The 22781-nt window shown below is 63.5% G+C and carries 21 protein-coding genes; 11 read left to right on the forward strand and 10 right to left on the reverse strand.

The window, feature by feature from the left end:
- Positions 1–9 precede the first annotated feature (9 nt).
- The 5 genes from FEV53_RS10745 to cysE all read left to right on the forward strand — a co-directional run bounded on the left by FEV53_RS10745 (position 10) and on the right by cysE (position 5962).
- Complete coding sequence (locus tag FEV53_RS10745) at positions 10–642, forward strand: DUF2460 domain-containing protein (RefSeq protein ID WP_142834814.1); 633 nt, start codon at positions 10–12, stop codon at positions 640–642.
- Positions 639–1484 (forward strand): DUF2163 domain-containing protein, encoded by an 846-nt coding sequence (locus FEV53_RS10750; protein WP_142834815.1) that lies wholly within the window; start codon positions 639–641, stop codon positions 1482–1484. The genes FEV53_RS10745 and FEV53_RS10750 overlap by 4 nt, the downstream gene beginning before the upstream one ends.
- A complete protein-coding gene (locus FEV53_RS10755) occupies positions 1481–1930 on the forward strand; it encodes a C40 family peptidase (protein WP_142834816.1) in 450 nt (149 codons plus the stop codon). The genes FEV53_RS10750 and FEV53_RS10755 overlap by 4 nt, the downstream gene beginning before the upstream one ends.
- Complete coding sequence (locus FEV53_RS10760; RefSeq protein ID WP_142834817.1) at positions 1930–5064, forward strand: baseplate multidomain protein megatron; 3135 nt, start codon at positions 1930–1932, stop codon at positions 5062–5064. The genes FEV53_RS10755 and FEV53_RS10760 overlap by 1 nt, the downstream gene beginning before the upstream one ends.
- Positions 5065–5155: 91 nt before the next feature.
- Positions 5156–5962 carry a serine O-acetyltransferase gene (gene cysE / locus FEV53_RS10765; RefSeq protein WP_142834818.1) on the forward strand — a complete coding sequence of 269 codons (807 nt, stop codon included), beginning with the start codon at positions 5156–5158 and terminating at the stop codon, positions 5960–5962.
- A gap of 352 nt (positions 5963–6314) precedes the next feature.
- On the opposite strand, the gene FEV53_RS10775 is transcribed toward cysE, so the two are convergent.
- From FEV53_RS10775 to FEV53_RS10795, 5 genes are all read right to left on the reverse strand, one after another.
- On the reverse strand, positions 6315–6638 hold the full coding sequence (locus FEV53_RS10775) for an FtsB family cell division protein (RefSeq protein WP_142834819.1): 324 nt from the start codon (positions 6636–6638) through the stop codon (positions 6315–6317).
- A 130-nt stretch (positions 6639–6768) separates the two neighbouring features.
- A complete protein-coding gene (locus tag FEV53_RS10780) occupies positions 6769–7698 on the reverse strand; it encodes a class I fructose-bisphosphate aldolase (protein ID WP_142834820.1) in 930 nt (309 codons plus the stop codon).
- A 107-nt stretch (positions 7699–7805) separates the two neighbouring features.
- Positions 7806–8450, reverse strand: a complete 645-nt coding sequence (locus FEV53_RS10785) for a hypothetical protein (RefSeq protein WP_142834821.1) — start codon at positions 8448–8450, stop codon at positions 7806–7808.
- 1220 nt (positions 8451–9670) lie between these two features.
- On the reverse strand, positions 9671–10441 hold the full coding sequence (locus FEV53_RS10790; RefSeq protein ID WP_142834822.1) for an SDR family NAD(P)-dependent oxidoreductase: 771 nt from the start codon (positions 10439–10441) through the stop codon (positions 9671–9673).
- Positions 10442–10444: 3 nt separating this feature from the next.
- Positions 10445–11626 (reverse strand): phosphoglycerate kinase, encoded by a 1182-nt coding sequence (locus FEV53_RS10795; RefSeq protein ID WP_142834823.1) that lies wholly within the window; start codon positions 11624–11626, stop codon positions 10445–10447.
- 158 nt (positions 11627–11784) lie between these two features.
- Here FEV53_RS10795 and FEV53_RS10800 point away from each other — a divergent pair, with 158 nt between their 5' ends.
- Both FEV53_RS10800 and FEV53_RS10805 read left to right on the forward strand, forming a co-directional pair.
- Positions 11785–12291: a peptidylprolyl isomerase gene (locus FEV53_RS10800; protein WP_142834824.1), complete on the forward strand. Its 507-nt coding sequence runs from the start codon at positions 11785–11787 to the stop codon at positions 12289–12291.
- Positions 12284–12832, forward strand: coding sequence for a peptidylprolyl isomerase (locus FEV53_RS10805; protein WP_142834825.1), 549 nt, complete (start codon positions 12284–12286; stop codon positions 12830–12832). Before FEV53_RS10800 ends, FEV53_RS10805 begins: the two co-directional genes overlap by 8 nt.
- 15 nt (positions 12833–12847) lie before the next feature.
- Here FEV53_RS10805 and FEV53_RS10810 read toward each other — a convergent pair whose 3' ends face one another.
- The 5 genes from FEV53_RS10810 to FEV53_RS10830 form a co-directional block, all read right to left on the reverse strand.
- Entirely contained in the window at positions 12848–14266 is a 1419-nt protein-coding gene (locus FEV53_RS10810; protein ID WP_142834826.1) for a protein adenylyltransferase SelO, read from the reverse strand.
- Between the two features lie 60 nt (positions 14267–14326).
- On the reverse strand, positions 14327–14767 hold the full coding sequence (locus tag FEV53_RS10815) for a GNAT family N-acetyltransferase (RefSeq protein ID WP_142834827.1): 441 nt from the start codon (positions 14765–14767) through the stop codon (positions 14327–14329).
- 73 nt (positions 14768–14840) lie between these two features.
- Positions 14841–15770, reverse strand: coding sequence for a nucleoside hydrolase (locus FEV53_RS10820; RefSeq protein WP_142834828.1), 930 nt, complete (start codon positions 15768–15770; stop codon positions 14841–14843).
- Positions 15767–16771 carry an NAD(P)H-binding protein gene (locus FEV53_RS10825; RefSeq protein ID WP_142834829.1) on the reverse strand — a complete coding sequence of 335 codons (1005 nt, stop codon included), beginning with the start codon at positions 16769–16771 and terminating at the stop codon, positions 15767–15769. The genes FEV53_RS10820 and FEV53_RS10825 overlap by 4 nt, the downstream gene beginning before the upstream one ends.
- Positions 16772–16904: 133 nt before the next feature.
- Positions 16905–18281: a M20/M25/M40 family metallo-hydrolase gene (locus FEV53_RS10830; RefSeq protein ID WP_142834830.1), complete on the reverse strand. Its 1377-nt coding sequence runs from the start codon at positions 18279–18281 to the stop codon at positions 16905–16907.
- 177 nt (positions 18282–18458) lie between these two features.
- Between FEV53_RS10830 and hemA the strand changes: the two genes are divergently transcribed.
- The 4 genes from hemA to FEV53_RS21875 form a co-directional block, all read left to right on the forward strand.
- The gene (hemA, locus tag FEV53_RS10835) at positions 18459–19682 is read left to right on the forward strand and encodes a 5-aminolevulinate synthase (RefSeq protein ID WP_142834831.1); all 1224 of its coding nucleotides are present in this window, start codon (positions 18459–18461) and stop codon (positions 19680–19682) included.
- Positions 19683–19804: 122 nt separating this feature from the next.
- Entirely contained in the window at positions 19805–21082 is a 1278-nt protein-coding gene (locus FEV53_RS10840; protein ID WP_142834832.1) for a helix-turn-helix domain-containing protein, read from the forward strand.
- A 79-nt stretch (positions 21083–21161) separates the two neighbouring features.
- On the forward strand, positions 21162–22286 hold the full coding sequence (ispG, locus tag FEV53_RS10845; RefSeq protein ID WP_142834833.1) for a flavodoxin-dependent (E)-4-hydroxy-3-methylbut-2-enyl-diphosphate synthase: 1125 nt from the start codon (positions 21162–21164) through the stop codon (positions 22284–22286).
- Positions 22287–22617: 331 nt separating this feature from the next.
- Positions 22618–22781 (forward strand): phage integrase N-terminal SAM-like domain-containing protein (locus FEV53_RS21875; protein ID WP_185962135.1); only part of this gene is annotated, 164 nt, incomplete at its 3' end.

The following is a 22781-nucleotide window of genomic DNA, read 5'->3' on the forward strand; positions in this document are numbered from 1 at the left end:
AGGCCGGAGATGGCATTTCACGAGATACGTTTTCCCACCCAGCTCAGCTTCGGCGCGGTGGGCGGGCCGGAGCGGCGCACGGAGATCGTGACGCTGGCCTCGGGCAATGAGGAGCGCTCGACCCCCTGGGCTCATGCGCGGCGCCGATATGATGCGGGCACAGGGTTGCGGTCCATGGCCGACATGGAGACGCTGATTGCGTTTTTCGAAGCGCGGATGGGGCAACTCCATGGATTTCGCTGGAAGGACTGGAGCGACTTTTCCTCGGCATCGGCGGGGCAGGAGCGAACGCCCACAGATCAGGTGATCGGTGTTGCGGACGGGGCCACGACGCGGTTCTCGTTGACCAAGCGCTACGGCGACGGCGAGGCCGCCTATCAGCGCCCCATCACCAAGCCGGTCGCAGGCACGGTGACGCTGGCCGTGCAGGGGCTGCCGCTGACCGAGGGGCCAGGGTTCACGCTCGACACCACGACGGGAGAGATCGTTCTGACGGATCTTCCCGTCTCGGGCGCGATCATCACCGCAGGCTATGACTTCGACGTGCCGGTGCGTTTCGACACGGATCGGATTGAAATGTCGCTGGAGACCTTCAACGCCGGGCAGGTGCCCCGAATTCCGGTGATCGAGGTGCGGCCATGAATGACCAACTGCTCTCAGGCTCTGTTGCAACCCTCTGTCGCTGCTGGCTTTTGACCCGGCGAGACGGCATCGCGATGGGCTTTGCCGATCACGACGGGAGCCTGTTCTTCGAGGGTCAGAGCTTTCGTCCGACCGAGGCGGTCGACGCGCAGGCGCTGGCTCGGTCGACGGGTTTGTCGGTGGATAATTCGGAGATCCTTGGCGGGTTGAGCGATGCGGGTCTGGCCGAAGAGGACATCCTCTCGGGCCGGTTTGACGGTGCTGAGATCCGCGTCTGGGAGGTCGACTGGAGCGATCCCGGGCGCCGGTCTCTCCTCTTTGCCGGGCATCTGGGCGAGATCGAACGGATGGACGGGGCGTTTCGGGCCGAATTGCGGGGGCTGGCAGAGGCGCTCAACCGGCCCATGGGGCGGATATACCAGCGTCAATGCGGGGCCGTTCTGGGAGATGGCGCCTGCGGTGTCGATCTCACTCAGTCGGGCTGGCGGGTCGAGACAGTGGTGCGTCACGTCTCCGGGGATGTGTTAGAGACTGACCCCGTTCAAGAAGCCGAGACGGACTGGTTTCGACACGGCCAGATGGAGGTTCTGAGCGGTCGGGCTCAGGGCTTGTCCGAGTCGATAAAGGCTGATCGTAGCGATAGCGATCAGCGGAGTGTCACCCTCTGGGCGGCGGTGCCGGGTCTCCGCTCCGGTGATCGTATCGCGCTGGTCGCGGGGTGCGACAGGAGCGCCCGGACCTGCCGTGAAAAATTCGGAAACCTGCTGAATTTCCGGGGCTGTCCGCATTTGCCCGATGAGGATTGGCTGCTGAGCCATCCGGGTCAGGAGGGCGGACGATGACCCCGGTGGTCGCTGCCGCGCGTCACTGGATCGGGACGCCGTACCTCCATCAGGCGTCTTGCAAATACGGTGGGTGCGATTGTCTCGGGCTGATCCGGGGGGTCTGGAACGAGCTGCTGGGCGAGTTGCCCGCGGAGATCCCGGCCTATACCGCCGATTGGGGCGAGGCCGGGCGGGACGAGATCTTGCTGCGGGCGGCGCGACATTGGCTCTGTGCGTGCCCGGACCACCACGTGATTCCCGGACGGGTGATTCTGTTCCGGATGCGCGATAACGGGGTCGCCAAACATCTGGGCATCGTGGGGCAAGGCGATCCGTCCCCAAGCTTTGTCCATGCCTACTCCCGGCGGGGCGTGGTCGAATCCCCTCTGACTGAGCCGTGGCGTCGCAGGATCGTGGCGCTGTTCGACTTCCCCAAACCGGTTGGTTCCGAAGGAGATATGTGATGGCCACAGTTTTGTTTTCCGCCGTGGGTGCGGGAGTTGGCTCGGCATTCGGGGGCAACCTCCTCGGTCTGGGTACAGCGGCGGTCGGACGCGCGGTCGGGGCGATCGCTGGTCAGCGGATCGATCAGGCGGTGCTGGGTGCGGGCTCTGATGCGGTCGAGCAGGGGCGGCTTGACCGGCTGAGGCTGACCGGCACGGGCGAGGGGGCTGCGGTGGCGCGGGTCTTTGGGCGCATCCGGGTGCCGGGATACGTCATCTGGGCCGCGCCTTACGAGGAGCATATGACCGAAGAAGACGTCGGCGGCGGCAAGGGCGGCGGCGGCAGTCAGACGGTCCGCAACTATCGCTACACGACCTCAGTGGCTCTGGGTCTCTGTGAAGGCCCGATTGCGCGGGTCGGCCGGGTCTGGGCGGACGGGCGGGAGATCGCGCGTTACGATCTGGATCTGCGGGTCTATCCCGGCGATGAGGCGCAAACTCCCGATCCTCTGATCGAAGCCCATGAGGGGGCAGGGCAGGTGCCGGCCTATCGTGGCCTCGCCTATGTGGTGATCGAAGATCTGGAGCTGGGGCGGTTCGGCAACCGTGTGCCGCAATTCACGTTCGAGGTGATCCGCAACGCTGTGCCGGGGCAGGACACAGATCTGGCCGATCATGTGCGCGGCGTGGCGCTGATTCCTGGGACGGGGGAATACGCTCTGGCGACACGGCGGGTGCGCCATGAGCAGGAGCCCGGCGCCGGGGTCTGGAGCAACGCCCATGCCCTGACGGCGCGGACGGATTTTTCGGCGTCAGTCTCGGCGCTGGTCGAGGAGCTGCCGAACTGTGAGGCGGTCTCGCTGGTGGTGTCTTGGTTCGGCGATGATCTGCGCTGCGGGAGTTGCCGCATCCGCCCCAAGGTCGACGACGCCGCACGCGACGGGCGCGAGATCCCCTGGCATGCGGGCGGGGTGGATCGCGCCATGGCCGACGAGGTGCCCCGTCTGGAGGATGGCCGCTCGGTCTATGGGGGCACGCCGTCGGATGCCTCGGTCGTGCAGGCGATCCGGGCCTTGCGCGCAAGGGGACAGACGGTGATGTTCTACCCCTTTATCCTCATGGATCAGCTGGCCGGGAACGGCTTGCCGGACCCCTATGGCCGGGCGGAGCAACCCGCTTTGCCGTGGCGGGGGCGGATTACCGCGTCGCTCCATGGCGGTCAGGAGGGCTCGCCTGACGGGACCACGGAGGTGGCCGCACAGGTGCAGAGCTTTTTCGGCAGTGCCGAACCGGGACATTTCTTTGACAGTGGCAACCCCCATGCGCCGGTGTCCTTTGGCGGGCCAGCGCTGTGGGGCTACCGGAGGTTCATTCTCCACTACGCCCACCTTTGCGCGGCTGCGGGGGGCGTTGAGGCGTTTTGCATCGGTTCGAAAATGCGGGAGCTGACGCGGCTGCGGGACGAGACGTGCTTTCCGGCGGTGGAGGAGTTGCGCCGACTGGCGGGCGAGGTGCGTGACATCCTCGGACCCGACACGAAGATCGGCTATGGCGCGGACTGGTCCGAATATGCGGGTTACACGCCCCCCGGTGCACCGGGCGATCTGCGCTATCCGCTGGATCCGCTCTGGGCCGATCAGGCAATCGATTTCGTCGGAATCGACAATTACATGCCGCTCAGCGACTGGCGCGATCAGCCCGGTGAGGCGGATGAGGCGGCGGGTGGGGTGCGGTTTCGCCATCGGGGCGCGGGAACGCCGCTGGTCCTCGACCCGCAAAGCATCGTGGCCCGAAGAGGCGGCGATCTCGCACGACAGCGCTTGCCCGAGGCGGAGCGCGCGGATCGTGTGTCGCTCGGATATATCGCGGATGACGGCAGCTTTGCCCCGGCGACCGCCGAGGCGACACGTCCCGGCAGCCCTCACCGTGCCCTGGCGCGCAGTGAAATGCCGCTGGTCCTGAGCCGGTCTGCGGCGGCGGCGACTGTGGAACGCTGGCTGACCGAAGCGCGGCTGGCGCGGGACCGGGTGCAATTTGGTCTGCCGCCTTCCTGTCGGGATCTCAGTCCGGGGGATCAGGTCGCGGTCGGGGAAGCGCTTTACCGGATCGACCGGATTTCGCGTGGACCGCATCTGGAGGTCGAAGCCGTGCGCGTCGATCCCGGGGCTTACCGCCCGCCTGAGCTGGATCACAGCCCGGTGGAGATCGCGGCGCCGGTGCTCCCGGTTCCGCCCGTGGCTCTGGCTCTGGATCTGCCGCTCCTGACCGGTGACGAGGTGCCCCATGCTCCCCAATGGGCGGCGGAGTCGCGACCGTGGACCGGGCCTGTCGCAGTGTTCGGCGCGCCGCAGGACGCAGGCTACCGGCTGGACGTGCTGCTGGAGCGCCGCGCCGTCATCGGCATCACCGAAGCCCCCCTGACCGCAGCAGGCCCCGGACGCTATGACCGGGGGGCAGCTCTTCCGGTGTGGCTGATCGACGGAGCGCTGTCCTCGGCGGACGAGGCGGCGCCTTTCTCGGGCCGAAACGCCTTTGCCATCGGCAGCGGAGCGGACGATCACTGGGAGATCTTTCAGGCGGCGCGGGCGGAGATGACGGGGCCCCGGATCTACGCGCTGTCCCAGCGCCTGCGCGGACAGCTCGGGACCGATGCGGTGATGCCTGAGGTTTGGCCTGCGGGCTCCTACGTCGTTCTGCTGAACCGCGCGCTGGAGCAAATGCCGTTGGCGAGTCGTGACCGTGGTATCGCGCGCCATTATCGCGTGGGTCCGGCGCTCGACCCAGTGGATACGGAGACTTACACCCATGATATCCGGGCCTTTTCCGGCATCGGATTGCGTCCCTATGCCCCGGTGCATCTGCGCCGGAGCGAAGTGACGGGAGGGGTCCGGTTCAACTGGATCCGGAGAACACGAATCGATGGAGACCACTGGGATGGCGCAGAGGTCCCCCTCGGCGAAGACCGGGAAGCCTACCTCGTCGAGATCCGGGACGGTGGTTCGGTTCTGCGGCAGGTCGAAGTGACCACGGCTGCGTGGGTTTACACGGATGCGGATCGTGCGGCGGATGGGCCGGGCGACGCAGCGGAGGTCTGTGTGGCACAGCTCTCGGCGCGGTATGGGCCGGGGCCGGTCCGCTCGATACCGCTCGTTTGACGGTCCCTAGGTCGGCGATTTCATGGAAACTCTGTTTTCCTCGCGGGTTTACGCCTATATTGGTGCAGGCCCGGTCTGAGGAGGACGCCCAATGAGCCTGAAGCACCACGCCGTGACGCCCGTTGATCCGGTCTGGGATCGCATACGCCATGAGGCCGAGGAAGCCACTGCGGCCGAGCCGGTCATGGGCGGGCTGTTCCACTCGGCTATCCTGCATCACGATTCGCTGGAGAAGGCGCTGGGCTATCGTCTGGCGCAAAAGCTTGCCTCGGATGACATGCCCGCGCAGATGCTGCGGGAGCTGACCGATGAGGCCTATGCCCGGAACCCATGGCTGGGCGAGGCGGCGCGTGCCGATATCGCGGCAACCTTTGAGCGGGATCCGGTCTGTCACAGGATGCTCCAGCCTGTGCTGTACTTTAAGGGCTTTCAGGCGGTTCAGGCGCATCGTGTGGCCCATTGGCTCTGGACGGAGAAGCGGGCCGATCTGGCCTACTTTTTCCAGATGCGGTCGTCCGAAGAATTTGGCGTGGACATCCACCCCGGTGCGCGCATGGGCAAAGGGATCATGATCGACCATGCCCACTCCATCGTGATTGGCGAGACTGCGACCGTCGGCGACAACGTGTCGATGCTTCATTCCGTGACGCTGGGCGGTACCGGCAAGGAAGATGACGACCGTCATCCGAAGATTGGCAGCGGTGTCCTCATCGGGGCGGGCGCGAAAGTGCTGGGTGCGATCCGTGTGGGGGATTGCAGCCGAATCGCGGCGGGCTCCGTCGTGCTCGAAGAGGTTCCGCCGCTGAAAACCGTCGCCGGCGTCCCGGCGCGGATCGTTGGCGAGGCCGGATGCTCCTGCCCGTCGGCCACGATGGACCAGCTCCTGCACGAGCACTAGGGACGGCGCGGGTCGCGGTTCGGACTATTCGCAGCCAATGCCGTCCTTATCCCGGTCGAGATCGTAGATATCCTGACCAACAATGGTCACGGGCCCGCGCACATACGCGGGTCCGTTTCCGCTACCGCCCTCACAGTCCACATCGCTGGCAAATGGGGACACACGCCCCGGTATAATTCGGGTCACAGGATTGCGCAGACGCGCTGAACGGCCAGACGGTCAAAGCGGCGGGTATGAGAGACACACGGATTGCGTTTCTACCCATGGATGAAAACCGAATTGGATTGCATTTATAACAAATGCTAACCGATCGGGACGAATACAACCGATTGGTGTCTTGGTGGTGGTGCGATCACCTCAGGAGGGCAACTTCGTCCTCGCGGATATAGCCCAGCAGATCGCGCGCCCGTTCATCGAGCAGATCGAGATCGAGGTAATTGTCGGAGAGCCGGACGGTCTTGTTGCGCAGGGCTTCGATCTCCGCCCGCAATTCGGCGAGATCGGTTTCGAGCTGGGCGGCTTCGGCGTCGATTTGCGCGCGGCGCAGCATCCCGAAATCACCCTGAAGGCTGGCGAATGTGAAATAGCAAGCCAGCACGAATGTCACGGCAAGATAGAGAACCATCCCGAGGGCGGGGCTCTTGTCGTCCTGATCTGTGCGATACTCGAAGCTCATGCCCCTGAAAATGACAAAGGCGGACTCGGTTGTGAAACCGATTCCGCCTCCTGCGCGTTATCTCTCGCGGTTCTGTGACTTATTCGCTGCCATTGCGGCGAAGTTGCCCGGAACCTGCCGCGAACTCGCCTTATTCGGCGCCCTTATAGATCGCGACCAGCTTGTCGAACATGGCCATCGCCTCGGACCGCTCGCGCTGGAACGAGTTGCGGCCGATGATCGAGCCGTTGCCACCCCCGTCACGGATCGCGCGTGCGTCGTCATAGACCGCATCGGCACCTTTCTTCGCACCACCCGAGAAGACGACGATCCGGCGGCCGTTAAACGCAGAGCGCATGCACTCGGCGACGCGGGCGGCCTGGGTCGAGATGTCGATTTGCTGCTCCTCAAAGACCTTTTTCGCCTCGGGGACTTCGAGGTGGTCGGTGGAGAGCTTGATCTTGATGATATGGGCGCCGATCTGGGCCGCGATCTGCGCGGCATAGGCGGCCACGTCCACAGCGGTTTCGCCATCCTTCGAGATCGCCTCGCCGCGCGGGTAGGACCAGATCACGGTGGGGATACCCACAGCAGCGGCCTCGCGACGCAGCTCGACGATCTCCTCGATCATCTCGAACTGTGCATCGGAACCCGGGTAGATGGTAAAGCCGATGGCCGTGCAGCCCAGACGCAGCGCGTCATCGACGCTGGCGGTGATCGCCTGATCCTTACCTGCGGTGCTCGACATCAGCGAGTTGGCGGAGTTCATCTTCAGGATTGTGGGGACCTGACCGGCATAGGTGTCAGCGCCCGCCTCAAGGAACCCGAGCGGCGCGGCATAGGCGTTCAGGCCTGCGTCGATGGCCAGCTGATAGTGGTAATGCGGATCATAGGCCGGGGCGTTCGGCGCATAGGTGCGGGCGGGACCGTGCTCCAGACCCTGATCGACGGGCAGGATAATCATCTTGCCGGTGCCCTTGAGGCGGCCGGTCATGAGCATCTGGCACAGCTTGCCCTTCACCCCCGGATTTTCGCCTTCGTAGTTGGACAGGATCTGCTGAACCTTGCGCGACGCCTTCATGATGTAGTCCTCGTGTGAAACCTCTGCATCCGGCGTAGCGAGCAGCAGGGCTTCACGCAATCATTCGACGCTAACAGTGGGCGCTCACATCTCGTATGGGGAGGCGATCAGCCGCCGAGGAGCGTCAACGCCCCCACCAGAACTGTGGCGAGGATGAACCCCGCGATTTTCTGGAAGTGGTAGAAATTCGCCACCCAGCGGTTGGGGCTATGATCGTAGCTCTCGAATCCCTGCGACAACGCGATCAGCGGCATAGCGTTTTCCAGCGAGTAGAAGAACCGCGCCCAGATCCCCCGGGCGCGCAGATCCGGCGACCAGCGCGCCAGTCCCCATCCCGCGAGCACCAGCGCCGCGAACCAGTAGAGCGCCCGCTCAGGGTAAACTCCAAAGCCCACAAAGACCTTCGAGGCCAGATCCACCAGCCAGTCGCTGGGGCGCTCCCGCGTTTTCATCCGGTGGCTCAGCCGGGCGTAATCCACCGCATCGGCGGCGCTCTCCGCCCCGATATCGCGCAAGGTCGTGGCGAGCTGCATATAGGGTTGCGGCACATAACCCTCGCCGGGACTATGGCCCGCGGGGACGGATTGCTCGACCCAGGCGATGAGAGGGGCCGCGTCGATGCGGGTGATGTCGCTGCCCAGATCGGTGCCATAGCCCCCCAGCCGGTCATAGGTGAAATTCGCCAGATCCACGGGCAGGGGGCGGGTCTCGTCCCCCTCCCGGATTTCCCAGGCCGCTCCCTTGCCCGGCATCGCGGCCTGCAAGGCCCCACATGGGCGTTGCGGAGGGAAAGAGAGGCGTAGTCTCTCCAAATGGTCGATTTCCAAGACGTATCTTTGAATGTGGTATCGCGGCCATCGGTAAGGAAAAGTGTCCTTTTGATTACCGCGTCGCTAATGTTGACCCTATCGGAAACCAGAGAACCGAATAGTTGCACACTGCCTCCAACCCTAGAGGATGACAATTCTATCCCACGTTTGAATAAGGCCGCTTCTTTAAGGAAGACATTGCCAGCAATAGAAGACTGCTCAAGGTTTAAAATACCGATGAAATTGGCGCTCTTCGCAGATAAATTGCCTCCGATTTGCGCGCCAATCATGCGAACATCATTTCTGAAATCTGCGCCGTCGTCGATGAAAAAGTCACCGTCCACAGCTATTCCATCGGCAAAGAATTTTCCAAAAACGTAAGTACCGCTAAAGCTCACCTGTCCTCTGATTCTTGATGCAATTAGGCGCACGTTCTTCGAGATGTGTGCACCTCGAACAAAAAGACCTCTACCGATGTACATGCCATCGGCGTTTAGTTTGCCTGATATGAAGACGGCGCTTGCGCCTAGGTCGCCGGAGATCTGCGCTCCGATTAGGTCGATATTTGTTAGGCGAGCGCCTTTAACAAACATGTCGCCTTTAACTATGATGCCTTCGGCATCGAGAGTACCGTTGCCGATGTCACTACCTTCAAAACTGATGTCGCCTTCGCTGGTCGCGTCGTATAATGCAACACCAGACTCCAGTCGGCTGTCTTCCAACCAAAGCGTTTGAGGAATATCTTGATCAGAAAGATCAAGCTTTCCCGCGACCCTCGCACATGTCACGCGAATGGCGGGGCGGGCGGGGGCGGTGGTGTAGGGGGTGCGGGTGGCGATGGTCTGGAGGAACGTCGCACTGAGCGTGCGCCCGGCGGGCCATTCGACGGGTTCGCCCTCCGGCACCCACGCCTCGCAGCCCGCGTCATCGCCGGAGAACCGCTGCATGTTGGCGATCCGGCCCGCACAGATTTCGGACCACGCCCATTTTTCCCCGTCGCTCCAGCTCTCACGCGGCGGGGCGGTACAGGGCTCTCCGGGGATGGTGCGCGGGGTCTCGGCCCAGACGGCGGGCGCGGTCAGGCAAAGGAACAGGAACAGGATCAAAGGCATGGGCATATCCGTGGGGCAATGCCCCTACGCTAGCCCCCTGTGCCGTCGTTCTCAATCGTCGCGTGCAAACGGGGCGTGGTTCAGCGTGCGGGCGGTGATCGGCAGCAGCAGGCTGCGGGGCAGGCGGGAGGCGAGCGCCAGCGCCTTGAACCGCCAGCCGGGGATCACCGTCCGCCGCCCCGCCATCATCCCGTCCCATCCGGCGCGGGCGCAGGTATCGGCGCTCATCATTTGCCGCCCGCCGCGCAGGTTTCCGGCGCGGAAGAAATTCGTGTCCACCGGGCCGGGGCAGAGGGCCGTGACGGTGATGCCACGCCCCTTTGTCTCCTGCCAGAGCGCCTCGGAGAGAGAGCGAAGATAGGCCTTCGTCGCGAAATAGATCGCCATATTGGGACCGGGAAGAAAGCCCGCGAGGCTCGCCACGTTCAGGATCCGGCCCGAGCCGCGCGCGATCATCTGGGCGGTGGCGCGTTTCGCCAAGTCGGTGGCGGCGACGAGATTGACCTCGATCATCTCCTGCTCCCGCGTCCAGGTGTCGGGCCGGGCGAAATCGCCCGAGCCGCCAAGGCCCGCGTTGTTCACGAGGATATCGACCTGACCCGCGTCCTCCCAGAGCTGCGCCCTTGCGCCTGCATCCGCCAGATCGGCGGGCAGGACGGTGGTCGGGCCGGGCAGGGCGCTGGCCAGCGCGTCGAGATCCCCGGCGTTGCGGGCGGTCAGGATCACGTGATGCCCCTCGCGCGAGGCTATGCGGCCAATCTCGGCGCCAATGCCCCGGGAGGCCCCGGTGACAAGCACCCGCTGCGGCGAGAGGCGATCCATGGTTCAGCCCTCCAGCGCGGCGACGCCGGGGAGGGTTTTGCCCTCCATCCATTCGAGGAATGCGCCGCCCGCCGATGAGATATAGGTAAAGTCCCCGGATACGTCCGCCTTGTTCAGCGCGGCCACGGTATCGCCGCCGCCTGCGACGGAGACCAGCGTGCCCGATTTGGTCAGGCGCGCGGCGGCCTCGGCGGCGGCATTGGTGGCGCGGTCAAACGGCTCGATCTCAAACGCACCCAGCGGACCGTTCCAGATCAGGGTCTTGCAGCCCTGCATGGTGGAGGTGATCCGGGCGACGGCATCCGGGCCTGCGTCGAGGATCATGGCATCGGCGGGGCAGGCATCGGCGGCAACGATCTCGTTGGCGGCCCCGGCCTTGAACTCGCGGGCGACGACCACATCGGCGGGCAGCAGGATCTCGCAACCGGCCTCATCCGCAGCGGCGAGGATCGACCGGGCGGTGTCCGCGAGATCGTGTTCGCAGAGGCTCTTGCCCACGTCTATGCCTTGCGCGGCGAGGAAGGTGTTGGCCATGCCGCCGCCGATCACCAGATGATCGACCTTGCGGATCAGGTTCGACAAGAGGTCGAGCTTCGTCGAGACCTTGGCCCCGCCGACCACCGCCATGACCGGGCGCTCGGGCTGGCCGAGGGCTTTCTCCAGCGCGGCGAGTTCTTCGGCCATCAGGCGACCGGCGCAGGAGGGCAGGAGGCGCGCGAGCCCTTCGGTGGAACCATGGGCGCGGTGCGCGGCGGAGAACGCGTCATTGCAGTAGACGTTGCCATTCGCTGCCAGCGCTTTGGTAAATTCCGGGTCGTTTTCGGTCTCGGCGGCATGGAACCGGGTGTTCTCCAGCAGGACGACACCGCCCTTGGCCACGGCTTCGGCAGCCGCTTCGCCGATGCAATCCGCGCCGAAGGTTACAGACTGACCCAGCGCCGACTCCAGCGCGGGCAGGATCTGGCGCAGGGACATTTCGGCAACCACCTGACCTTTGGGACGGCCGAAATGGGCCAGCAGGACCGGGGTGCCTCCGCCCGCGAGGATCGCCTGAACGGTGGGCACGATCCGGTCGATCCGGGTGGTGTCGGTCACCTGACCGTTCTCCACCGGAACGTTCAGATCCACGCGGGTCAGCACCCGCTTGCCGGTCAGATCCATGTCGTCGAGCGATTTCCAGGCCATGTGGCTCTCCTTGGTTCTTTGAGCGCGCTTGTCCTGTATCGGGGGCGGGACTGTCAATCTGGCTTGACCGGTTTTCGGAGGGGTCGGGACCCGCCCGGGGGCTTTCCCTCGGGCGACGGAGCCCCTAGGTAGAGGGCAAGCCTAACGTGGAGATATTCATGGCCGAGATCAAAGATCCCGAAAACACGATCCTCATCGAGCTGAAAGAGGGCCAGGTTGTCATCGAACTGATGCCCGATATCGCGCCCCAGCATTCCGAGCGGATGAAGGAACTGGCCCGCGCCGGAGCCTATGACAACGTGGTGTTTCACCGCGTGATCGATGGTTTCATGGCCCAGACCGGGGACGTGGCCAACGGCAATGCCGAGAAGGATTTCAACCTGCGCCGTGCGGGCACGGGTGGCTCCGATCTGCCCGATCTGCCTGCGGAATTCTCCCGCATTCCCCATGACCGGGGCACACTGGGGGCGGCGCGCAGCATGGATCCGAACTCGGCCAACTCGCAGTTTTTCATCAACTTCAATGACAACCATTTCCTCAACGGCCAGTACACCGTCTACGGTCGTGTCATCGAGGGCATGGAGCATGTGGACATGATCACCCGGGGCGAGCCGCCTGCGGACCCTGACCGGATGCTGAGCATGAAGGTGGCCGCAGATGCGTAACGTCATCCTGGCCCTGTGCCTCACGGCGAGCCCTGCGCTCGCCACCGGGCTCGACATCGAGGTCTCGGGCGAAGCCAACGGCACCATCCATATCGACCTGTTCGAAGATGTCGCGCCCGGCCATGTGGAGCGTCTGACCACCCTTGCTGCCGATGGCTCCTATGACGGGGTGGTGTTCCACCGCGTGATCGACGGTTTCATGGCGCAGACCGGCGACGTGGCCAATGGCAAGACCGGGGGCGACCTCTCCCGTGCGGGCTATGGCGGGTCGGATCTGCCGGATCTGGAACAGGAATTCTCCGACAAGCCGTTTATCCGCGGCACCGTAGGGATGGCCCGGTCGGGCAATTCCGTGGACAGCGCCAATTCGCAGTTCTTCATCATGTTCAACTCCGCCCCGCATCTCGACGGCCAGTATACCGTCGTGGGTGAGGTGACGTCGGGGATGGATGTGGTGGACGCGATCAAGCGCGGCAGTCCCCGCTCCGGCGCCATCAAGGGCGATCCGGATGTGATGTCGAAGGTCACCGTGACCGAGTGATCAGCTCTGCGGCACTCAGGTGCCGCAGAACGTGGCCTGAACGATTTCATCAGAACGCGGGGCTCGGGCGAGCTCCGCGTTTTCTGTGAACGGGGTGGCGAGCGCGGCGGTCAGACGGTCAAAAGGCTGCCGGTCGCCGGCCACCGCCGCCTCGATCATCTCTTCGATCCGGTGGTTCCGGGGGATAACAGCGGGGTTGGTGCGGTCCATCAGGGCGACCTGTTCCGCGGCGCTGGTCTCGTCGCGCGATCGCCGGGCCTGCCAGCGTGAGGACCATGCGTCAAAGGCGGGGCGGTCGGTGATGTGCTCTGCCGCCGTGCCATCGCCGAGCCCCCGGAATACGAGGGTAAAGTCGTCCTCACCCCGAGACATGATCTTCAGCAGATCCGAGGCCAGCGTGGCGTCCTCCTCCTCATCGCGTGTGAGCCCCAGCTTGGCGCGGAACAGCGCCGTCCAGCGATCGCGGAAGAGGGGCGCAAAGCCGTTGAGCACTTCTGTCAGGCGCGGGATCGCGGCCTCGGGATCGGGGAAGAGCGGTAGCAACGTGCTCGCGAGTTGCGACAGGTTCCACACGGCGATATCCGGTTGCTGATCAAAGGCATAGCGCCCGAACCTGTCAATCGACGAGAACTTCCGTGCCGGGTGGTATCCGTCCATGAATGCGCAGGGGCCATAATCAATCGTCTCTCCCGAGAGCGCCATGTTGTCGGTGTTCATCACCCCGTGGATGAAGCCCACCGACATCCAGCGCGCGATCAGATCCGCTTGCGCCGCGACGACGGCTGAGAGCAGCCCTTCGGGACCGTCCGCATCGGGATAGTGGCGGGCGATCACGTGGTCGGTGAGGGTTCGCAGCGCCTCCACATCCTGCCTCGCGGAGAAATACTGGAACGTGCCCACGCGGATATGGCTGGCGGCCACGCGGGTCAGGATCGCGCCGGGCAAAGGCGCCTCGCGCCAGACGGTTTCGCCGGTGGTGACAGCGGCCAGCGCGCGTGTCGTCGGGATGCCGAGAGCGTGCATCGCCTCGCTGACCACATATTCCCGGAGCACCGGCCCGAGCCAAGCGCGCCCGTCGCCCCCCCGTGACCACGGCGTGCGGCCCGCGCCTTTGAGCTGCACATCGCGCCGTCCCAGAGGCGTCACGATTTCACCCAGCAGGACTGCCCGGCCATCGCCCAGTTGCGGCACCCAGTTGCCGAACTGGTGTCCGGCATATGCGGCGGCCAGCGGGTCCGCGCCCTCAGGAATCTGGTTGCCGGAAAAGAGTTGCGCGGCGTCCGTGTCGCCCCAGTTGTCCAGGGTGAGGCCCAGATCAAAGGCCAGAGCGCGGTTAAGCGCGAAAAGCTCAGGTTCCGCCACAGGCGTTGGGGACTGGCGGGCAAAGAACCTGTCGGGCAGGAGGGCATAGCTGTTGTCAAAGGGGATTTTCATGGGACACGGGCTCGCGGCTGGGGACTGTCCAAAGGTAAGCACCCCGACGGCCCGCGCAAGTCACCGCAGACGGAGCGTCAGGCGCGGCGCGCGGTCTGGATCGGCACTCAGTCGGTGCAAAAGGCTGGTGCCCGTACGCAGGCCCGAGGTGGTGATCCGGCTGACGCCGTTCTTGCCCAGCATCTTTGCCAGCGCGGTCAGGGCTTCGGTTCCCATGCCACGCCCCCGAATGCCGGGGCGGATGTAGAGGTCTTCGAGATGCGCTTCGGTACCGCCCGCCTGAAGCGAGTGGCCAAAGCTGAGGCTGGCATAGCCCAGCGGGCTGGACGCCGGACCGATCAGGTAAAGAGCCCCGGGGACCTCGCCGGAAAGTAGCGCCTGCAGTGCCGCATCGCGGGCCTCCGGATCTGGCAAGAGCCCGGCCTCTTCGTGGCAGGCCGCAACGAGCCGTCGCACGCGCTCGGTGTCTTCGGGGCGGGCGAGGCGGAGGGAGGCGCTCATGACTGATCCTGCTGGGTGTGACGGATCAGCCGTAGAGGAGAACGCGCGGTTGCGCCAGCGACAAAGGTGGCGCTCAGAGCCGCGCCAGCCGGTCGGTCAGGAGCGCAAAGAACCCGTCAGCGTCGATGTCCCGGATAAAGAGTGTGTTCGGCGCCCGGTCGGTGACGCCCCACCAATCCGCGACGGTCATGCCCCGGGTCAGGGGAGAGACGCACTCGATCTCGACATTGATGTGCCGCCCGGAAAACAGCGCCGGGTCGAGCATCCAGGCGATGGTGCAGGGGTCGTGCAGTGGCGCACCTGCGGATCCGTATTTGTCCTTGTCATAGCGCTCGTAGAACTCGGTCATCTGCGCCACGGCCTGGCCGACCTTCGTGCCCAGCGCGCGAAAGGCGGCGTTGCGCTCAGGGGTCACCAGCGCCTTATGCGTCACGTCGAGGGGCAGGACCACCAGCGGCACGCCGGAGGTGAACACGATATGCGCGGCTTCCGGGTCCACATAGATGTTGAACTCGGCCGCCGGGGTGATGTTGCCCACCTCGAAATAGGCGCCGCCCATGAGGACGATCTCCTTGATCCTCGGTGCGATATCCGGGGCTTTGCGCAGGGCCAGAGCGATATTCGTCAGTGGTCCAATGGGCGCGAGAGTGATGCTGTGCTCTGGCTCCGCGCGCAACGTCTCGATGATGAAATCGACCGCGTGCTGGTCCTGCAAAGGCATGGTCGGTTCGGGCAGGTCCGGGCCGTCGAGGCCGGTCTTGCCGTGGACGTGCTCGGCAGTCACCAGCGTGTGGACAAGCGGATGATCGGCCCCGGCAAAGACCGGAATATCGGGGCGTCCGGCCAGTTCGCAGATCATCCGCGCATTGCGGGAGGTCAGCGCCAGCGGCACGTTTCCTGCCACCGTGGTGATCCCGAGGAGCTCGATTTCGGGGGAGCCCAGTGCCAGCAGGATGGCGATGGCGTCGTCTTGCCCGGGATCGGTATCAATAATGAGCTTCACAGAGGGGTCCTTTTGCGGCGGGGTTTGCGATCAAACACGGTATGCGATCCTAGGTTTATCGTCTTATTACCCTTGAGTATGCTTTGATAGTGGTCCGCCAGTGTTTCTGTCCCAAAAGATGGCGTCTTTTCCGCACTATAGCCTTTGTTGACGGGATCTTGCACCAACATAGAGCGGGTAGCGTAGAACCGGGCGATCTGTCCCATGTCAGCCTTGGGCCGCAGTGCGGGAAAGAGGCGGGCCAGCGCGGACAGCGTTCCGGTGACAGCAGTCAGAACGGACAGGGGAATACGTCGGACCGGAACCGGGCGCCCCAGCAGGTCGGACAGCAGAGCGACCTGATCCGTGGGAGTGAGGGCCGCGCCGGGGCCCCCGACGGGCAGGATGCGGCCGTGCATCTGGGGGTCTTCGAGGCAGAGCCGGACGTAGCGTGCCAGATCCCCGTCAGAGATAGGCTTGCACGCGGTCTGGCGGCCATCGCCAAAGACGAGGAAGGGTTTGCCCGCCCGCACCCGTTCAACCTGTCCTGAGAGCGACTTGAAGAACGCAGTGGGTCGGATGATGGCCCAATCGAGGCCCGACTGCATCAGCGCGTCCTCGGCAGCGAGCTTGGCCTGTTGAAAGGGCAGTTCTGCCTCCTGAACACAGATTGCCGACAGAAGAATGCCCTGGGCAAAGCCCGCCGCGTGCGCCTGACGGAATGCGTTGGCCGTCGCGACGTGGTCGATCCGCCAGGCCTCTTCCGGGGTGCCTGTGCGCGAAGCGAGACAGGAAATCAGCGCGGCGCCCGGCCCCTGGTCACTCAGGATCGCGGCAAGGCTCGCCGGGTCCTCCGGGTCCCAGATCCTTTGGGTGACATCTGTGCTAAGCTCCGGACAGTGGCGTCTGACGGGACAGGTGACGGCGTACCCTTCTGCGGCAAACTCCCTTGCCACAGCGGTGCCTATCGTTCCGGAGGCGCCCAACAGGACAATTTTCGCTATCTCTCGCGGCTCTGACATGTGTGTAGTCCTACATGGGCGAAATCAGCGAAGCGTGCAGGCCGGGACGGGTATTCGAGCGCCTTCAGAAAACAAAGGGATGCTCTCGATAGCTTGGGAGCAACCGCAGCGTTGGTCTGTGCCCGCCTCGCCGTCACGCCCCTGAGATTGCATCGAGAATCCGTGCCCAGGACCGGATACCGCGGTGGAAGCTCTCGACATCATACTTCTCATTCGGGCTGTGGATCTGGTCGTTGTGCCGGGCAAATCCCGCGAGGATTGTATCCATCCCGAGAATCGACTGAAAATATCCCGCTATCGGGATTGAACCACCCGCGCCGATGAAGACAGCCTCCTCGGGCCACTCCGCCCCCAGCGCCTGCCGAGCCTGTTCAAAAGCCGGGTCATCGATTCGCATCTGAGAGGCCGGTGAGGCGCCGTGCTCGTGGAACTCCACAGAACAGTCCGGGGGAACCTGCGCCCTGACCCAGTCGCGGAAGATTTCGCGCAGCCGGTGCGGGTCCTGCTGTCCAACCAGCCGGAATGAGATTTTGGCGGCCGCTTCGGCGGGCAGGACGGTTTTGAAACCCGCGCCAGCATATCCGCCCCGAATCCCGTTGATTTCAGCCGTCGGGCGGGACCAGATCTGTTCGAGCGGCGTGTAAGCCTGCTCGCCGGCCGGCTGCGCGAGCCCGACCGCCCCGAGAAAACCTTCGGCATCGAACCCGAGGCCGTCCCATTGGGCAGCCAGAACCGGATCAAGCTGAGGTACGCCATCATAGAAGCCGGGCAGGGTGACGCGCCCGGTCTCGTCACGGAGACCTGCGAGGATGCGTGTCAGGACATGGATGGGATTCGCCGCGATGCCACCAAAGCTGCCCGAATGCAGGTCCCGGTCGGCGGCGCGGATGATGATTTCTTCGCCAAGCAGGCCCCGGAGCTGGGTCACGATACCCGGCTGTCCATCCCGGTACAGAGCCGTGTCGCAGATCAGAGCAAGATCGCAGGTCAGCTCATCCTTATGCGCCTCAAGAAACGGTATCAGCGAGGGCGAGCCGGATTCTTCTTCGCCTTCGAAGAGAAAGGTGATGTTTCCTGGGAGGTTCCCATGAACGGCTTTCCATGCCCGGCACGCCTCGACAAAGGTCATCAGCTGGCCCTTGTCGTCGGACGCGCCCCGGGCGCGGATCACGCGGCCATCCGCGCCGGCCTCGACCACCGGTTCAAAAGGGGCGCTGTCCCAGAGTTCCAGAGGATCCACTGGCTGCACATCATAATGGCCGTAGAACAGAATCGATCGCCCTGGGCCGCCTGTCCGGCCCGTGACCATTGGATGGCCCGGCGTCTCCCGGAGCTCCGCCTCTGCGCCCAGGTCGCGGAGCTGATCGCGGAGCCATTCGGCTGCCTTGCGGGTCTCACCGGCATAGGCCGGATCGGTTGATATAGAGGGGATGCGCAGGAACGACAGGAGGCGGTCCAGAGAGGCATCCAGACCGTGGTCGATCTGTTCGAGGGTGGCATCGAGTGTCATAAAAACGGTCCGGCATTTAAACTTATTTCATCCTATCCGGAAACATTGCCGTGACAACGGGCGAACCACCAAAATCGGGAGAGTTTCGCCGAATGAGGTCCCTTGGCGGAATGACTGCGTGACTCTCGCGCGAAAATTGCTAATTTGCCCGGAAGACTGAAAGGGGCGTGCGAGACATTGACTTATGACGAGGGCCTGGACGCGGCGATCCAGAAGCTACACGACGAGGGCCGGTACAGGACCTTTATCGATATCGAACGTGAGCGTGGGAACTTCCCGCATGCGGTCTGGACGCGTCCCGATGGCGGTCAACAACCGGTTACGGTATGGTGCGGAAATGATTATCTCGGGATGGGGCAGCATCCGGACGTTCTGGCGGCCATGCACGAAGCTCTTGACGCGGTGGGTGCTGGCTCTGGGGGGACCCGGAATATCTCCGGGACAACAGTTTACCACAAACGTCTCGAGGCCGAATTAGCGGACCTTCATCAGAAGGAAGCTGCGCTGCTTTTTACCTCGGCCTATATCGCCAATGATGCGACCCTTTCGACCCTGCCGAAGCTGTTTCCCGGTCTGATCATCTATTCCGACGCCCTGAACCACGCTTCAATGATTGAAGGTGTGCGCCGCAATGGCGGAGCGAAGCGGATCTTCCGCCACAACGACGTGGCACATCTGCGCGAGCTTTTGGAAGCCGATGACCCGAAGGCGCCGAAGGTCATCGCCTTTGAGAGCATCTACTCCATGGATGGCGATTTCGGGCCGATTGAAGAGATCTGTGATCTGGCGGATGAATTCAATGCGCTGACGTATATCGATGAAGTGCACGCAGTCGGGATGTACGGCCCCCGGGGTGCGGGCGTGGCCGAGCGGGATCGGTTGATGCACCGGCTCGACATTATCAATGGCACGCTCGCCAAAGCCTATGGAGTGATGGGCGGCTACATCGCAGCCTCAGCAAAAATGTGCGATGCGATCAGGTCTTACGCGCCAGGCTTCATCTTCACGACCTCTCTGACCCCTTCGGTTGCCGCCGGAGCGACGGCATCCGTGCGCCATCTAAAAACCGATCAGAGCCTCCGCGACGCCCAGCAGGCGCAAGCGCGGATTCTCAAGGCCCGGCTAAAGGGGCTGGGTTTGCCGCTGATCGATCACGGCAGCCACATCGTCCCGGTCCACGTGGGCAACCCGGTGCACTGCAAGATGATGTCGGACGCGCTGCTGACCGATCACGGGATCTACGTCCAGCCGATCAATTTCCCCACTGTGCCGCGCGGGACGGAGCGTCTGCGCTTTACACCGTCGCCGGTGCACGGGCCGGACGAAATGGACAAGCTCGTTCATGCACTTGATGCGCTTTGGTCTCATTGTGCGCTGAATCGCGCCGAAATTCCGGCTTGATCGTAATTCTTCAGTGTTCAGAACTGCCAGCATCCCTTATGCTCGTGGTAATGAAAGCAGTGTAGACTTTGCACCTGCAGCGTGCGTAAAGCCGCTCTGGACAAAAGTGTGTGAGGCGACAGATGATTGGTCGATTCCGGCAATCGGAGACAGTTGAGATTGCCGAGCCGAAGAGCTACGACGATTTCAAGGTCAGTCTGGGCGACGTTATGCGTGGCGAGAGGGCGACTTTGGGTAAGTCGTTGCTCGATGTTCAGCGCGACCTGAAGATCAAAGCCACCTACATCGCAGCCATCGAAAAGGCCGATCCGACTGCGTTCGAGACGCCCGGATTTATCGCGGGGTATGTCCGCTCCTACGCGCGCTATCTTGGTCTCGATACCGAATGGGCGTTCAAGGTGTTCTGCGAAGAGTCCGGATTTGCGCCCGCCAGCGGAATGAGTGAGACGGGATCTATCTCTCGGAAGTCGACCGCCGGACTGGGGCAAAGCAGCCCGTTCGGCTCGCATAACCTTGCTGTCGCTCCGGCGGCAGATGGGTTCTTTGCACGATTAGAGCCGGGGGCGATCGGGTCGCTGGTTGTGGTGGCCGGGCTGATCGGAGTTCTGGGCTTTGGCGGCTTTAAGCTTTTGAACGAAGTGCAGAAAGTTCAGCTCGCTCCCGTCGATCAAACGCCGGAACTGACGGCTGTTGTTGATCCGCTCGAAGGTGTTGCCGGCCTCAATTCAGCCGCGGATGATCCCGCCGCCGAGGCCGTTGAGGCTGGATTTGACCGTCTTTATCGGCCTGAGGCGCTGGATGTTCCAGTGCTCGTCGCGCGCGACTCTCCCATCGGATCCATCGACCCGATGACCCAAGGGATGTTGGCGGACCTCGCGCCTCCCACCGCGCCGAGCGCGGCAGAATTGTCCGAGATCCGTTTGGTCTCCGCACCTGACCGCCCGGCTGTGAGCCCGCAAAGCCCGATCTTGGTGGATGCAGGGCAGGCTGCGCCCGGTGCGCCGCAGGTCTTTGCCGGGTCCGTCCCGGAGGTCGTGGTGATCGCGGTGCGCCCTTCCTGGGTGCGGGTTCGGGCGGCTGATGGAACGACGATCTACGAAAAGACCATGCAGGAGGGCGACCGGTTTGTCCTGCCCAAGACCGAAGACCCCGCGACATTGCGGACGGGCGAATCGGGCGCGATTTACTTTGCCGTGAACGGGACCGCTGTGGGTCCTGCGGGCGCAGCTGGTCAGGTCACGGGCGGGTTGGAACTGTCGGCGGAAAATCTCTCCAACAGCTATGAAGTCGCTGATTTGGACGCAGATACGGCGTTGCAACGGGTCGTTGTCGCGCTGCGTCAGGAGCAATCCGAGCTTCCCCCCGGCGCCGAAGCCGCGAGTGCGGATATTGCAGAGTAGGACTCTCCGCCCCGTTGGGCTTGGCATGGCGGAGCAGACGGCATAGGTCTGCTGCTGACAACGTCGCCGGAGCATTCTCATGTCGCTGAACCACGTCCGCCCGTGGAAAAATATCTATCGCCGCAAATCTCGCCAGATCATGGTCGGCTCCGTACCGGTTGGGGGCGATGCACCGATCGCGGTGCAGACAATGACCAACACCAATGGCCATGATGCTGCGGCGACCCTGCGTCAGATTGAGGCTTGTGCCGAGGCGGGGGCCGATATTGTCCGCGTCTCCTGTCCGGATCAGGAAACAACCAGGGCGATGCATGAGATTTGCCGCGAGAGCCCCGTGCCCATCGTGGCGGATATCCATTTTCACTACAAACGGGCGATTGAGGCTGCTGAGGCCGGCGCCGCATGTCTGCGGATCAATCCCGGCAATATCGGTGACGACACCCGGGTCAAGGAGGTCATCCGCGCGGCGAAGGATCATGGCTGCTCCATCCGTATTGGAGTGAACGCGGGGTCGCTGGAAAAGCATCTGCTCGAAAAATACGGTGAGCCGTGCCCCGATGCGATGATCGAAAGCGGGCTCGACCACATCAGGATCCTGCAGGATAACGATTTTCACGAGTTCAAGATCAGCGTGAAGGCGTCGGACGTATTCCTCTCGGCGGCGGCCTATCAGGGGCTCGCCGAGGCGACAGATGCGCCGATCCATCTCGGAATCACCGAGGCGGGTGGCCTTATGAGCGGCACGATCAAATCCGCCATCGGCCTCGGCAATCTGCTCTGGATGGGGATCGGCGATACGCTGCGCGTGAGTCTCAGCGCTGATCCGGTCGAAGAGGTCAAGGTCGGCTACGAGATTCTTAAGGCGCTGGGGCTCCGGCATCGCGGTGTGAACATCATCTCATGCCCGTCCTGTGCGAGACAGGGCTTTGACGTGATCAAAACCGTCGAAGCGCTCGAAGACCGGCTGGCCCACATCAAGACGCCCATGTCGCTCTCGATCATCGGCTGCGTAGTAAACGGGCCGGGTGAGGCGCTGATGACCGATGTGGGCTTTACCGGCGGCGGTGCCGGATCTGGCATGGTGTATCTGGCCGGCAAGCAGAGCCACAAGCTGTCGAACGACCAGATGATTGATCACATTGTCGAACAGGTGGAACGCAAAGCCGCCGAAATCGACGCCGCCGAGGCGCAGGCGGCGGAGTAAACAATTCGATAGCGAAGCAGACACGTTGCGCACATATACGTCTTTTTAGCGCAACGCCGTGCTGCTCTTGGACAATTCTTTCAGAAGGGGGAACCCTGAAGATCTGTTGACTTGGCCGACGCACTAAGGATCTACAGCCAGATTGCGACACCTAAATTGATAATTGTGGCGATGGTAACGATGACTGTAAGCAAGAACGAGGACGAAACCGCTCGCGCGGTATGGGCGCTTGTGGCGGGTGTTGTGCGCTGATGTGAGCAACGTAGATTTTGCGAACTGACGCACCTGTCTGACGATTGGGACCTTCTCAATCTGACGACAGGAGGTTTCGATGTCAGATCATTATGTTCCCAAACTACGCCAGCGCTTTCTCGAAGACATGCAGATCAAAGGGCTGCAACCGAAGACGCAGACGATGTATCTGCGAGCGATGCGGGAGTTCACGCGGTATCTGGGCCATTCACCGGATAGCGCGACACCGGAGGAGCTTCGGGC

This window comes from Palleronia caenipelagi, assembly GCF_007004065.1.
GTDB classification, from domain to species: domain Bacteria; phylum Pseudomonadota; class Alphaproteobacteria; order Rhodobacterales; family Rhodobacteraceae; genus Palleronia; species Palleronia caenipelagi.